Below are 12258 nucleotides of genomic sequence, written 5' to 3' on the forward strand. Positions count from 1 at the left end.
CTCCTTGAAAATTACCGTCGCACCGGCACCTGCGCTTCGACGATACCGAAGCAGCGGGCGATGATAGCGGTGAGGATGAGATAAAAAACAGTGACAACGAGCAGAGGCTCGTAGACCAGCAACGTGTCCTGGCGCACCTTGTAGGCGACAGCGTAGAGATCCATGACCGTGACCGTGAAGGCAAGCGGCGTAGCCTTCAACTGCATCACGACCTCCCCTGCGATGGTCGGCAGAGCGGTGCGGATCGCCCGAGGCAACCAGATGCGACGAGCAAGGGTGAACCGGCTCATGCCAAAAGCTCTGCCTGCCTCAAGCTCCCCTTTCGGCACGCCCAGAAGTGCACCTCGCAGGACCTCGGCCTCATAGGCGGCATAGTTCAGCGTGAAGCTGACCGCCGCAAAGAAAAAGCCTTCCCGAAGCACAGGCCATAGAAAACTCTGCCGAAGACCCGGGATCATGGGCAACAGCGAACCGACGCCATAATAGAGCAGCCATAGCTGGATCAAGAGCGGCGTCCCGCGAAAGAACGTACAGTACGCTCGCGCCATAAGCTTCGTCAGCCTGCCACCGCTGATTTGTGCGAATGCAAGACCGATAGCGAGGATAAAACCGAGGCTGACGGAAATGGCCAACAGGCAGATCGTCTGCCATGCTCCGCTTACAAGAAGCGGCCAGTATTTTGCGATCCAGGAGAAATCCATTACCTCACCTCATGCCAAGGCTGGCTGACCACGGCGAACATGCCGCTCGATCAGCTTGAAGATGGCATTGGAGACAAGTGTGATTGCCAGATACATCACCGCTGCGGCCATGAAGAACAGAAAATATTGCTTCGTGCTGGCACCGGCAAGGCGGGTTGCGAGTGCGAGCTCCTGATATCCGACAACGGCGACGAGTGCACTGTCCTTTGTCACCGAAAGCCAGAGATTGGAGAGCCCCGGCAGGGCATTTGGCAACATTGCCGGCAGGACGACGCGCCGAAACCGCAAGAATGGCGACATGCCGAATGCTCTGGCGGCCTCAATCTGGCCCGCGGGGATCGCAAGGATCGCCCCGCGCAGCACCTCCGTCATATAAGCGCCCTGAACGAAACCCAGCACGGCAACCGCAGCGACAAAGCCGTTGACCTCCAGCGGCGGCAAACCTGCCAGTTGCAGGAAACGGTTTAGACCATCCGTGCCGGCATAATAGAGCCCGACGATGAGAATGAGTTCGGGAACTGACCGGATAAGCGTCGTGTAGAGATTGAGGACGACACCGATCGGCCTGTTACCAGAGAGCTTACCAAGCGCACCGGTCAAGCCGATGACGATGCCGATAACATAGGCCCCGGCCGAAATGGCAAGCGTTGCGAGCGCACCTGTCAACAGAGTGCCACCCCATCCCGGAGGATAGGGGGACAAAAGCTGCAACATGTTTTCAAAGCTTGCCATCTGCGGAAACCGACCGGATTACTTTGCGCCGTAGATATCGAAGCTGAAGTATTTCGCGGTAATCTCGTCATATTTGCCGCTGGCGCGGACAGCAGCGATCGCAGCATTCAACTTCTGCTTCAATTCCGCATCGTCCTTACGCAGGCCGCCCGAAACGCCAAGTCCCAGAATTTCCGGATCATCAGCGACATTGCCCGCATCCGCGCAGCAATCCTTGCCGGCATCGCTCTTGATGAATGCATCCAACACAAGCGAGTCACCGAAAACGTAGTCGATGCGGCCGGCAGCCAGATCCTGGAAGGCTTCATCAAGCGTCTGATAGGTCTTCTCGTCGGCGACATCCTTGAAATATTTCGCGTAGTAGGCGGACTGGACCGTCGCTACCTGAATGCCAATTGTCTTGCCCTTAACATCGTCAGCTGTTGCACCCGGCTTGCCATCTTTGGCACCGATCAACTTGCTTGGGGTATTGTAGTACTTGTCGGTGAAATCGATGACTTTCTGGCGTTCGGCCGTGTTGGACATCGAAGACCAGATGACGTCGAATTTTTTGCTTTCCAAGGCCGGAATGAGACCATCCCAGGAGAGTGCGACGATGGAGCATTTCTCCTTCATTTCGGCGCAGACAGCATCCATCAGATCGATTTCCCAGCCCTGCCACTTGCCACTGGCATCCTGTGCGAAGAATGGCGGATAGCTCTCGTTCATGACGCCGAAGCGGACGTCGGCACTGGCGGAAAATGCAGACAGTGCGAAAGCCGTACCGGCCAGCAAAGAGGCTAGGAATTTCATTTCAATCTCCTGTTACGAAAAATCAGTTGGTTAGCGCGCCGGTAAACTCTCGTGCTCTGGCACTGGCGGGATTTCCGAAGACCTGTTCTGGTGGCCCCTCTTCCTCCACGCGCCCCTGATGCAAGAACATGACATGGCTGGAAACATCACGGGCAAATCGCATCTCGTGCGTAACCAGCAACATTGTGCGCCCTTCTTCTGCAAGCTCGCGGATCACCTTCAACACCTCGCCGACCAGTTCAGGATCAAGTGCCGAGGTCGGCTCATCAAAGAGCATCACCGCAGGCTCTACACAAAGGGCACGGGCAATGGCGGCACGTTGCTGCTGCCCGCCGGAGAGGAACGCCGGATAGGCATGCCGTTTTTCGTACAATCCAACTTTGTGCAGGAGGGCTTCAGCTTTCTCGATGGCTTCGGCACGTTTTACGCCCATGACATGCACCGGCGCTTCGATGATGTTTTCGAGGACCGTGCGGTGAGCCCATAAATTGAAGTTCTGGAACACCATGCCAAGCCCGGTGCGCAGACGTTCAACCTGCCGCCAGCTTTGCGGTGTGGTTTTGCCATCGCGACCACGCTTGAGCATAATCTCCTCGCCATTCACGATCACCCGCCCTTGATCGGGGATTTCGAGAAAGTTTATGCATCTGAGAAACGTGCTCTTGCCGGAACCGGAAGAGCCTATGATTGAGATCACATCGCCTTTGTGGGCACGCAGAGAAATACCCTTGAGAACCTCGTGGCTGCCAAAACTCTTGTGGATGTCATCCACAGCGAGGGCGCAAGGAACTTCAACGGTCATCAAACGGTCCTGACAAATCAATCGGCGGGAAGATGTACCAAGAAGTACATTTGCTGACGCGGAAATAACCGCTCTATTGCAGGACCGAAAGGAAAAATCGTTCCAGTTCGTCAAAAAGACAGAGATTTACCATTGATCGCAAAGCTCAACGGACGCTTGATGGCACACCAGCTTCATTTGGAATGCCATTTCAGTGCGCGTGGGGCGCTTGCGATGGGAGGCTATTGTGAGCGCAAATCAATAAGGTGATTTGCACTCAACGCGCACGCCGGTCTTATCTGCGTAGGTGTTGTCACTGGCATGGTATGACATGAAACGCGATGCGCACCATTTCACGTGCTGGATTTCTTCAGGCGACAGAAGCAGGCCATCAGCCTGACCGGCGCCGCTATTGTCTGTCGCAAAGGACGCGACACCACTTGGTCGCAGATCACTGTTGCGTTGCTCGGGCATCTGGAACGCGTGAGCAACGCCAATCGAGGCGGCCAGAATTGTCCCGGTGATGGCAAGTGTTGCGATCGATTTCTGCAGCTTAAACATTGCTTCGTCCAATCGTTTGTTCGCTGAAAGAACGTATTCGCCCGGGAATACGTTCCATTTTCCAGAAATCCTGCATCATCCGGCTGCGCTATATTCGGGATATGGACGGGTCGCGACAAAGCTGACTGCGGGGAATGTCTGGCGAACAGGACGGCATATGTCACGACATGGAAAGGCCCTGAACTGCGGATCGCGGTTCGTGTGTTCGAGCGGATGTGTCGAGGATTGTGGTCGCTTTCGCGCATACTTGCGAGACGGTCGCGCTTGGTTTAATGAAGGCTCTCACTGTCCAGCATCGAGTTGGACACGTAAGCGTTAACGTCACTCAACGCGTATGATCGAACGGCTTTGCGGCTTCGATCTGCGCGACTGTGTCCTGCGGATCGAGCTCGATAAGCCTCTGTAGGACAAGATGGATAACAATAACACCCAACCTGTTTCAGCCCCAAGCATCGAGCGGGTCCGCCACGAGCTGCGTCGCCGGCTCCTTACCGTTGAAACCGTCGTCGACATCACCCCGGGAATGCGTCGTATCGTTCTTCGCGGAGACGACCTTTCCGATTTCACAAGCCTTGCACCTGACGATCACATCAAGGTCTTCGTTTCCGGACCAGATGGCGCCGACGAGAAGCGTGATTACACCCCTCGACGATATGATGTTGCCGCCCGCAGCCTGACGATCGATTTCGCACTGCATGAGGCCGGCCCGGCAACGCAATGGGCGATCGACGCCATTCCCGGCGCCGCGCTTGAAATTGGTGGGCCACGCGGCTCTGCCGTATTCTCCGAGACGGTAAAACGCTGGCTCCTCGTCGGGGACGAAACGGCCCTTCCCGCAATTGGCCGCCGCATTGAAGAAAGCAGCTCCGAAACTGTCATCACCATGATTGGTGCGGTTGCGGGGCCACAGGAAGAGCAGTCTTTCACGAGCGAAGCGCAAGTTGAGGCACATTGGGTCCATCGCCCCCTCTCCGAAGCCGATGATCCCGCACCTGTCATTGCCGCATTGAATGGGATCGAGATTGTGCCAGATACGCTCGTTTGGGTCGCCGCCGAAGCCAAAGTCGTCCGTGCAGTCCGTGCCTACCTGACTGATGAGCGAGCCTACCCTCTGACCTGGATCAAGGCCTCAGGTTACTGGACGAAGGGCAAGGCCGACACGACCGAAAAGTTCGCCTGAGCCCTGAACAGAAGCAGCATTCACCCAACAATGTGGGAAGCATCATGTCGGAGATCGCAATCAAATGCGATCTTCCGACCAGAATGGCCTTTCAGCCTTGGGCGGGTATTTGCAACTCCTCAGAAGATGGCGACCTGGAAAATTGCGATCGAAGTGTCTCCGACGCAGTCAGGCTTTTCCTGTCAGACGCGAACTCACCACCCTGATAATTCACGAGCAGGCTGAAGAGACCGTCGCGAAGCGTGAGTTCTGGTTGAAGCAATCTCTGAGCTTTTTCGCTGACAAACCCGCGGGTGGCTGCGAGCGCCGATTTCGTTGTGCCTTCAACCATGACGATGACGTTCAAGGTGTCAGGGTCCGTGACGTCTGCCTGCTCGAACACCTCGTACGGTTGGTTCGGTTCGGCGATAACAATACGAAAACCGAGGATACGCCCCGATCGCGTCAGTTCCTCCAGAACCTTCGCCAGCGTTTGCGAAGCCGCTGGCGCCTGCAGCCGTCCAACGGAATAAGCCTGTGCGATCAAGCCACCACCGACACCGTTACCGCCATGGGTAAAGCTGATGCCAGGGATGCGAAGTACATTGCGAAAATGCTGCCGCATCGAAAGTGACCAGTCCGTTGGCTGCCGGACGAGCTCGAGATAGGCAGGCTGTTCCAGCACCTCAAGATTATCGAGCGCATAGAGCGTGAAATAACGATTATCCGGTTTTGAGAAATCGGCATAACGACGCGCCCATAACATGCCTGGCGTTGTCAGGCGTTCGGGCACGTGCTCGAAGGTGTGCCAAACCTCATATTCCTCCGTCAGTGTTGCCGGATAATCGTTCCAGAGGGCTAGGAAAGCAGCGCTCATGAAGGCTCCCTGATCTGAAGCATGACCTTCGAGGCAAGACGCTGATGCGAGACACTGAAGCCCTCAAGGGCTGAACCAAGTGAGAAGCGGTGCGATATCAGCTTTCGCATGACATCCTGATGGTCATTCAAAAATGCAATCGTGGCATCCCAATCTTGCGCACTGGCGCGATAAGAACCACGGATCTGCTGATGCATCCTTACAAGCTGTGTGAGGTTGATTTCGGCTGGTCGCGGATGGATACCGACAACCGTGAAGATTCCGCGTTTCTTGAGAAAGGGCAGCGTGGCATTGACCAGGGCTGGCACACCGGCCGCCTCGATGATCGCGTCAAAGGGCTGATGTTCCGAAAGCGCGCGGTCGAGGGGCGTTTCTTTTCCGTCAATGAGAAAGTCGAAACCGAGGCTTCGCAGAAGCTCGAGCCTTGGGCGATCATCCCGCCCGGCAATCACGACCTTTGCCCCGCGGCTGCGCGCCAGAATAGCAATACCCTGGCCGATGAAGCCCGGGCCGAGCACAAGAATGGTCTGGCCGTCACGAACCTCTGCGGTATTCACGGCCTCGAGGCAAACCGTCATTGGTTCTGTCAGTGCCGCGATCTCCATGTCGAGACTGTCGGGCAAAAGGTGGCAATTCCTGGCCGGCGCACAGACGAAGGGGGCGAACGCCCCACTACGGCCAATGCCGATCCCCTTGCGATTGCTGCAATCATCGTCGTGGCCGGCAAGGCACGCGGCACAATGGCCGCAGGTGGTAGAGGGGCGGACGGTGACACGTTGGCCAATCAGACCTCTCGCCACATCAGGGCCAACCTCATCAATGACGCCGGAAAACTCATGACCGAGCGTCACGGGCATGGCGCTCTGCATGCTTTCATAACCGGGCGTCCATTCGGCAATATGCAGATCCGTGCCGCATATCCCGGCAGCCTCCACCCTGATCAACACCTCACCTTCGGGAGGTGCCGATGGGATCTCAACATCGCGAAACTCCAGACCCGCTTCAGGACGAACCTTCTGCAATGCCAGCATTGTCATGTCTCCAGCGTTATTTGGGTAAGAGTGCGCGGCATTAGCCGCGCCATCCAAGAAAGCGCCGTTCGATCAGTCCGATCACATAACTCACGATAAGCCCCATCACCGACAGAATGGTCACGCCTGCAAAAAGCTTTTCCAGGTCGTAGAGCGAACCGGCTTCGAGAATGTAAGAACCCACACCATATTGGGCACCGAGCATTTCCGCCGCAACGAGGAGGATAATGGCAATCGAGATCGAGACCCGCAAACCTGAGAGGATCGCGGGAAATGCACCGGGCAATACGATCTTTCGGACAATTGACCACCACGACAAACCAAAGCTTTGCCCCATGCGGATCAGCGAACGATCGACATTGTCGACCGCGCCATAGGTCGCAACAACGGTCGGCGTAAAGGTCCCGAAGGCGATCAGCATGTATTTCGACATTTCATCAATGCCGAACCAGATGACGAAAAGCGGCAAAAGGGCAATTTTCGGGATTGGAAAGAGCGCAGCAACCAAGGGCACGAGGCCGGCGCGAACGTGACTGAACAGGCCAATCATGACGCCAACCATGACGCCGAAGGAAATCCCAAGGCAAGCACCAACAAACAGGCGCTGCAGCGAAGGCAGCAGGTGCTTCCACAAAAGCCCCGTATTCCAGAGCTGGATGAATGTTTCCACAACCGCGGACGGTCGCGGCAATGTCAGGCTCGAGATGATCCCTGTTCTTGTACCGATTTCGGCAAGGGCAATCAGGACGACGAAAAGAAGGATCGCGATGCCGCGGACCGGTGTTGGTGCAAAACCGCCGCCGCGGAACTGAACGGCACGCACCTCCTTCTCCGAAGGATTGGCGATCTTATCCTGGATCGGAATTGAATTCGAGATTGAGGCTACATCAGACATTGACCAACTCCTTGTCGGCGGCCATCGCTTCTTCGCGCATAAGCGCCCAAAGTTGCTTCTGCTTTTCTTCAAGCAACGGATCGCCGAGCTGTCGTTCACTCAGCGGAATGTCGATATCGACGATCTCACGAATGCGGCCGGGACGACGTGATAGAACAACGACACGGTGCCCGAGACGCACGGCCTCATTGAGGTTGTGCGTCACATAGACAGAGGTGAAGGGTTGCCGCGTCCAGAGCGATACGAGATCGTCCATCAGGAGTTCACGCGTCTGGCTGTCAAGCGCTGACAAGGGCTCATCCATCAGCATCACCGCTGGACGCACGGCAAGCGCCCGGCTGATGGCAACGCGCTGGCGCATGCCGCCGGATAGCTGCTTGGGAAGTGCCTTTCGAAACTCGGAAAGGCGTGTCCGCTCCAGAACATCGGTGACGATATCGTTCATTTCGCCGCTGCTGAGGCCATGGTCTTCCAGCACCAGCTTGATGTTGCCTTCAACGCTGCGCCAGGGCAGCAAGGCGAAATGCTGGAAAACATAGGTCAACGGGTTTAGGGAGCCTGCCGGTGGCTTGCCGACCTGCAGGACCTGGCCGGAGGTCGGCCGCTCCAGTCCGCCAAGGAAGCGAAGGAGCGTCGATTTCCCACAGCCCGACGGACCGATAAGACAGATGATCTGGCCTTGCGGGATATCGAGAGAAATGTCCTTCAGGACCTCGACGGCACCGTAATAATGGCTGATGTTTTCGATTTTCAGGTCCATGAGAGCCCTCCGGAGGGAGGCCTCTTCAGCCTCCGTACGATGATTGGCGATCGATCAGATCGTCTTGACGTAGGACGTATCGAACAGTTGTTCGTTCGTGACGGCATCCTTGACCATGCCTTCCGCCTTCATCCACTCGACCTGTTCGCTGCAGCTTTCGACTGAGAGCGCAAGATCCTTGTTGATGCGCATCGCACCATCAATCAGGTTGCGCCTTGCCTCTTCGAAGGGGCTATCGCTTTCGACATATTTATGAACGATGCGGGCCAGATCTTCGCGCACAGCATCATCGGTGGTCTTGTCGACAAAGGCTGCATTGTAATCGGCAATGGCACGGGAATAGGCCTTGACGAAGGCTTCGGTCACAGCCCGCTCATCCGTGGCATTCTTGGTCGAGGTGAAGGCCGTGGTGACCTGGTAATTCGGTGCATAGTCAGAAACGAGACCGATCTGCTTGGCTGCACCATCGCGGATCAACTTCTTGGCAACGTTGGGCTGGATCGCCCAGGCATCGATCTGGCCTGTCGAGATCGCACCCACAATGGCGCCAAGCTTCTGCAGCGGGCGCAACTGGATGTCGGACACCGGGATGTTGTTGGCCTTGGCAATCTTGTAGGCCATGAAGTGGAACGACGAACCGGCCGTTGTGATCCCAAAGGTCTTGCCCGCAAGCTTGGATGCCTCCGTCAGGCCTGCGTCATAAGCCTTGTTGGATGCAAGAATGATCGCGCCAACCGTGCCCTTCTCTTCCGTCAGTGCACCACCGATGACCTTGATGGCGCCCTTCTGTGCGAGGCTGACAAGACCGCCAGTAATGGATGTCACACCAAAATCCGCGTCCCCGGACGCGATGGCCACCGACATCGGCTGAGCTGCTTCAAAGAACTTGAGCTCGATATCGAGGCCCGCTTCCTTGAAGTATCCTCGCTCAAAGGCAATAAAGCTCGGCGCATGGCTGGCGAGATGAAGGACGGCTAGATTTCGCGTGCTGGCGCGGGCAGGTAGTCCAAACGCTGCGGTCGCGCATGTTGCGCCCATGCCGATTAGCGCCTGACGGCGCGTCAAAGAAAAATTCATCTGGTTGTCTCCAATCCTCAACGCCTCCTCCGGCGTCACAGGACCTGTTTGCCATCCACGCGGCAGGAAGACAACGAACAATAGTTATGCTTCTCATGCCCTGAAGGCATGATGCAACCCACAAGCGGTATGGCGATCAGGCGAGCTTGGAGAGGCTGGCCAGCTTACTGGTGAGGATCTCGACAAGTTTTCTGAGGTTTGCAGAATGTGGACGCTGCCGGTTCCAGAAAACAGAAACCTCGAAGCGGGGCGCATGCTCGATTGGCAGGATCACAAGGTTGTGGCCGATCGGCCCAAGCGTTGTGAGATAATCAACCAGAACAATCCCCATTTCCTCGTTGGCGAGCGCCAGAGCCGTATCGGAAAACCGGGCGACAGCTCTGATCTGCACATTGACCCGAGCGCGCGACAGGAAGCGATCCACCACCGTTTGGTGCGCACCACCCGGTTCGAAGGAGATGAAGTCGGCGCCCTCGAGGTCACTGGCCCGGATAATATCGCGTGAGGCAAGCGGATGGCTCCTTGGGACGGCAGCAACGAGATCGACCTGCCCCACCTGCTCCATCATCACCAGCGGATGATTGGGTGCAGTGATGGTAACGACGCCTTCACCGCGACCGCTCAGAAGATAGTCTTCAATTTGATTGACCGAGAGAACGTCGAAAAAGAGCTCGATTCCCTTTACCTCGATCGACAGTTGCCTGAGGGCTTGCGGCACGAGTGCCCTGGCAACACTCGCAGTCGAGCCGACCCGAAAAACAGCGGTTTCACCGCGGGCAATACGCCCGATCTGCGCGCCAATCCCGGAAATCTGACGGATCAGCGGATCGATTTCGGCGTAGATTTCGAGAGCCTCCGACGTAGGGACAAGGCGGTTGCGATCCCTGGCAAAAAGCGCAATGCCCAACAGGTCCTCGATCCGGCGGATGGTGCGGCTGAGAGACGGTTGCGACACCGCCAGCACCTTCGACGCGGCGGTGATCGAGCGGGTTTGCATGACCGTGTGAAAAATCTCGATCTGCCTGAGGCTAAGGAGTGAATCGGCCCCCTTCTTGGTGGCGTCCGTGTCGAAAGTATCCAGATCACCTGCCATCGGACACTCGCTTGAGGAATGGAACAAGCATGTCGAGGATGGCACCGGAAGCCATCTCGGGCAGCATGTGGCCACCTTCGAGACCCCGACCGGAAACGTCTTTCGCCCAGTCCGCCCAGATATCAAGCGGCTCGCGCCCACCGCCGTAACGGCGACCGGCCTCCCAGAAGACCAGAACAGGCACATCTATCTTTCGCCCCCTCGAGCGGTCAGCCAGATCGTCTGCCTCATCCACCGTGGCGCCGGCCCGGTAGTCGTTGCAGATCGCATGCCGCACGGCTGCATCATCAAAAGCGATACGATAGTCCTCGATCGCCAACGGGTGCAGACGATCGAGCCCATGCGCCATCTTATCCAGACTGGTATCGATGAACATTCGCGGATTGGCAGACAGCAGCGTTTCCGGCAGCGGCTCGGGCTGTGCCAGCGCAAACCAGTGCCATGCGCCCATGCCAAACGCCTTGCTTGCACCTTCCCACATCTCCGGCGTCGGCACGACGGTGACCGAGACGTATGCCGATACGGCTTGCGGATAATCAATCGCCATTCGATAACCGACACGCGCACCGCGGTCATGGCCGATAACAACATACTGGCTGTGGCCTAATGCCTCCATCATGGCGTGCAGTTGCTCGCCCATCCAGCGTTTTGCACCGCTTCTTTCCGATTTGCCAAGAACACGGCTTCGACCATAACCCGGCAAATCAGGGATCACGACGGTGTATGACGCGGCCAGAAGCGGCGCGATCCGGTGCCACGCCGTACGTGTTTCAGGGTAGCCATGCAGCAGAAGGACTGCCGGTCCCGAACCACTGATCAGGATATCAAAGTCCGTCCCACCAGTAACGACATGCTTTTCTTCAAATCCAGGAAATAGCGAGTTCGCCAAGCGCTCCATAAAGAATATCCTCCCGATCCGTTTCGTACCGCGCCTTGAGGCGATTGCAAGCCGTCAATTTTCAATGAGCTGCACCAGCCGTCCAATTGCGACAGAGAAGCCCTCGTTTGATTTCAACCTGAAACATCAAGTCTGAAGGGACGATCGGCGCCAGCAACTTCAGGTTCAGACAAGCCCTATCGCGTACCCAGAGTTAGCAAAATTGTGGTTTCAAGCGGCAGATTCGTCTCCTGTCTTCGACAGGGGTCATTTGCCGACTTCAGGATTTTTTGAGACATGACATCGATTATTCCGTCCCTGAACGCCAATCAGATTAAATATCTTTCGACAGAGGCGATCGCAGCTTGGACGACAGAGGATGTCGCGTCACTTTCCAAAGCACAAATCAAAGTTCTTTCGTCAGCACAGGTCTCAGCGCTGGCGACTGAAAATGTCAAAGTTCTCAACTCACAACAGTTGAGCGCGATTTCACAGAGCGCGGTTGTCGGTTTGACGCTGGATCAGCTCAGCATCCTCGACAAATACGCCATTGAAAGCCTGACATCCGTCCAGGTTTCCGCATTCACCACCACGCAGCTTCATGCTTTCACGACCGAACAGGCAGAAGCTTTGACGTCCGCTCAGGTGGGTGCGCTCAAGGCAACCCAGCTTGCCGCACTCAGCGCAGACGACATTGCGACGTTTTCGACAGCCGACATCGCGGCGATCGCCGGTAAAGCAATTTTGGGGCTGAGTACCGAGGCAATCGCGGCGCTCACCACCGATCAAATCGCCGCCTTGAGCACCAGTGCCATTGCAAGCCTGACGAGTGGCCAGATCGCGGTTTTGAGCACGGACCAGATCGAGGCGTTGAAACCGGCGCAGGTCAAGGCGTTCAACTCGATGCAACTCTCCCTCCTGA

The 12258-nt window shown here is 56.6% G+C and carries 13 protein-coding genes; 1 reads left to right on the plus strand and 12 read right to left on the minus strand.

The features are described 5' to 3' along the window. Positions 1 to 11 precede the first annotated feature (11 nt). From FY156_20100 to FY156_20120, 5 genes are all read right to left on the minus strand, one after another. A complete protein-coding gene (locus FY156_20100; protein ID UXS03838.1) occupies positions 12 to 701 on the minus strand; it encodes an ABC transporter permease in 690 nt (229 codons plus the stop codon). Between the two features lie 9 nt (positions 702 to 710). After that, positions 711 to 1433 (minus strand): ABC transporter permease, encoded by a 723-nt coding sequence (locus FY156_20105; GenBank protein ID UXS03839.1) that lies wholly within the window; start codon positions 1431 to 1433, stop codon positions 711 to 713. An 18-nt stretch (positions 1434 to 1451) separates the two neighbouring features. Then, positions 1452 to 2225, minus strand: coding sequence for a transporter substrate-binding domain-containing protein (locus FY156_20110; GenBank protein UXS03840.1), 774 nt, complete (start codon positions 2223 to 2225; stop codon positions 1452 to 1454). Positions 2226 to 2247: 22 nt separating this feature from the next. Then, positions 2248 to 3027, minus strand: a complete 780-nt coding sequence (locus tag FY156_20115; protein UXS03841.1) for an ABC transporter ATP-binding protein — start codon at positions 3025 to 3027, stop codon at positions 2248 to 2250. A 237-nt stretch (positions 3028 to 3264) separates the two neighbouring features. Further along, a complete protein-coding gene (locus FY156_20120) occupies positions 3265 to 3567 on the minus strand; it encodes a BA14K family protein (protein ID UXS03842.1) in 303 nt (100 codons plus the stop codon). 412 nt (positions 3568 to 3979) lie between these two features. Between FY156_20120 and FY156_20125 the strand changes: the two genes are divergently transcribed. Next, positions 3980 to 4747, plus strand: coding sequence for a siderophore-interacting protein (locus tag FY156_20125; GenBank protein UXS03843.1), 768 nt, complete (start codon positions 3980 to 3982; stop codon positions 4745 to 4747). Between the two features lie 91 nt (positions 4748 to 4838). Here FY156_20125 and FY156_20130 read toward each other — a convergent pair whose 3' ends face one another. The 7 genes from FY156_20130 to FY156_20160 all read right to left on the minus strand — a co-directional run bounded on the left by FY156_20130 (position 4839) and on the right by FY156_20160 (position 11357). Then, complete coding sequence (locus FY156_20130; GenBank protein UXS03844.1) at positions 4839 to 5603, minus strand: hypothetical protein; 765 nt, start codon at positions 5601 to 5603, stop codon at positions 4839 to 4841. Next, on the minus strand, positions 5600 to 6634 hold the full coding sequence (locus FY156_20135) for an alcohol dehydrogenase catalytic domain-containing protein (protein ID UXS03845.1): 1035 nt from the start codon (positions 6632 to 6634) through the stop codon (positions 5600 to 5602). Before FY156_20135 ends, FY156_20130 begins: the two co-directional genes overlap by 4 nt. A 40-nt stretch (positions 6635 to 6674) precedes the next feature. Beyond that, complete coding sequence (locus FY156_20140; protein UXS03846.1) at positions 6675 to 7529, minus strand: ABC transporter permease; 855 nt, start codon at positions 7527 to 7529, stop codon at positions 6675 to 6677. Then, the gene (locus FY156_20145; protein UXS03847.1) at positions 7522 to 8289 is read right to left on the minus strand and encodes an ABC transporter ATP-binding protein; all 768 of its coding nucleotides are present in this window, start codon (positions 8287 to 8289) and stop codon (positions 7522 to 7524) included. Before FY156_20145 ends, FY156_20140 begins: the two co-directional genes overlap by 8 nt. 54 nt (positions 8290 to 8343) lie before the next feature. Next, the gene (locus FY156_20150) at positions 8344 to 9366 is read right to left on the minus strand and encodes an ABC transporter substrate-binding protein (GenBank protein ID UXS03848.1); all 1023 of its coding nucleotides are present in this window, start codon (positions 9364 to 9366) and stop codon (positions 8344 to 8346) included. A 136-nt stretch (positions 9367 to 9502) separates the two neighbouring features. After that, the gene (locus FY156_20155) at positions 9503 to 10459 is read right to left on the minus strand and encodes a LysR family transcriptional regulator (GenBank protein UXS03849.1); all 957 of its coding nucleotides are present in this window, start codon (positions 10457 to 10459) and stop codon (positions 9503 to 9505) included. Continuing rightward, positions 10449 to 11357 (minus strand): alpha/beta hydrolase, encoded by a 909-nt coding sequence (locus FY156_20160; GenBank protein ID UXS03850.1) that lies wholly within the window; start codon positions 11355 to 11357, stop codon positions 10449 to 10451. Before FY156_20160 ends, FY156_20155 begins: the two co-directional genes overlap by 11 nt. Positions 11358 to 12258 lie beyond the last annotated feature (901 nt).

The sequence above is a fragment of the Agrobacterium tumefaciens genome, assembly GCA_025559845.1.
Taxonomy (GTDB): Bacteria; Pseudomonadota; Alphaproteobacteria; order Rhizobiales; family Rhizobiaceae; genus Agrobacterium.

Excerpts from the sequence above, each read along its gene's own strand:
- FY156_20125 (UXS03843.1), top strand. The coding sequence starts at position 3,980 with ATGGATAACAATAACACCCAACCTGTTTCAGCCCCAAGCATCGAGCGG.
- FY156_20130 (UXS03844.1), bottom strand. The coding sequence starts at position 5,603 with ATGAGCGCTGCTTTCCTAGCCCTCTGGAACGATTATCCGGCAACACTG.
- FY156_20160 (UXS03850.1), bottom strand. The coding sequence starts at position 11,357 with ATGGAGCGCTTGGCGAACTCGCTATTTCCTGGATTTGAAGAAAAGCAT.
- FY156_20110 (UXS03840.1), bottom strand. The coding sequence starts at position 2,225 with ATGAAATTCCTAGCCTCTTTGCTGGCCGGTACGGCTTTCGCACTGTCT.
- FY156_20115 (UXS03841.1), bottom strand. The coding sequence starts at position 3,027 with ATGACCGTTGAAGTTCCTTGCGCCCTCGCTGTGGATGACATCCACAAG.
- FY156_20135 (UXS03845.1), bottom strand. The coding sequence starts at position 6,634 with ATGCTGGCATTGCAGAAGGTTCGTCCTGAAGCGGGTCTGGAGTTTCGC.
- FY156_20150 (UXS03848.1), bottom strand. The coding sequence starts at position 9,366 with ATGAATTTTTCTTTGACGCGCCGTCAGGCGCTAATCGGCATGGGCGCA.
- FY156_20155 (UXS03849.1), bottom strand. The coding sequence starts at position 10,459 with ATGGCAGGTGATCTGGATACTTTCGACACGGACGCCACCAAGAAGGGG.
- FY156_20145 (UXS03847.1), bottom strand. The coding sequence starts at position 8,289 with ATGGACCTGAAAATCGAAAACATCAGCCATTATTACGGTGCCGTCGAG.
- FY156_20105 (UXS03839.1), bottom strand. The coding sequence starts at position 1,433 with ATGGCAAGCTTTGAAAACATGTTGCAGCTTTTGTCCCCCTATCCTCCG.
- FY156_20140 (UXS03846.1), bottom strand. The coding sequence starts at position 7,529 with ATGTCTGATGTAGCCTCAATCTCGAATTCAATTCCGATCCAGGATAAG.
- FY156_20100 (UXS03838.1), bottom strand. The coding sequence starts at position 701 with ATGGATTTCTCCTGGATCGCAAAATACTGGCCGCTTCTTGTAAGCGGA.
- FY156_20120 (UXS03842.1), bottom strand. The coding sequence starts at position 3,567 with ATGTTTAAGCTGCAGAAATCGATCGCAACACTTGCCATCACCGGGACA.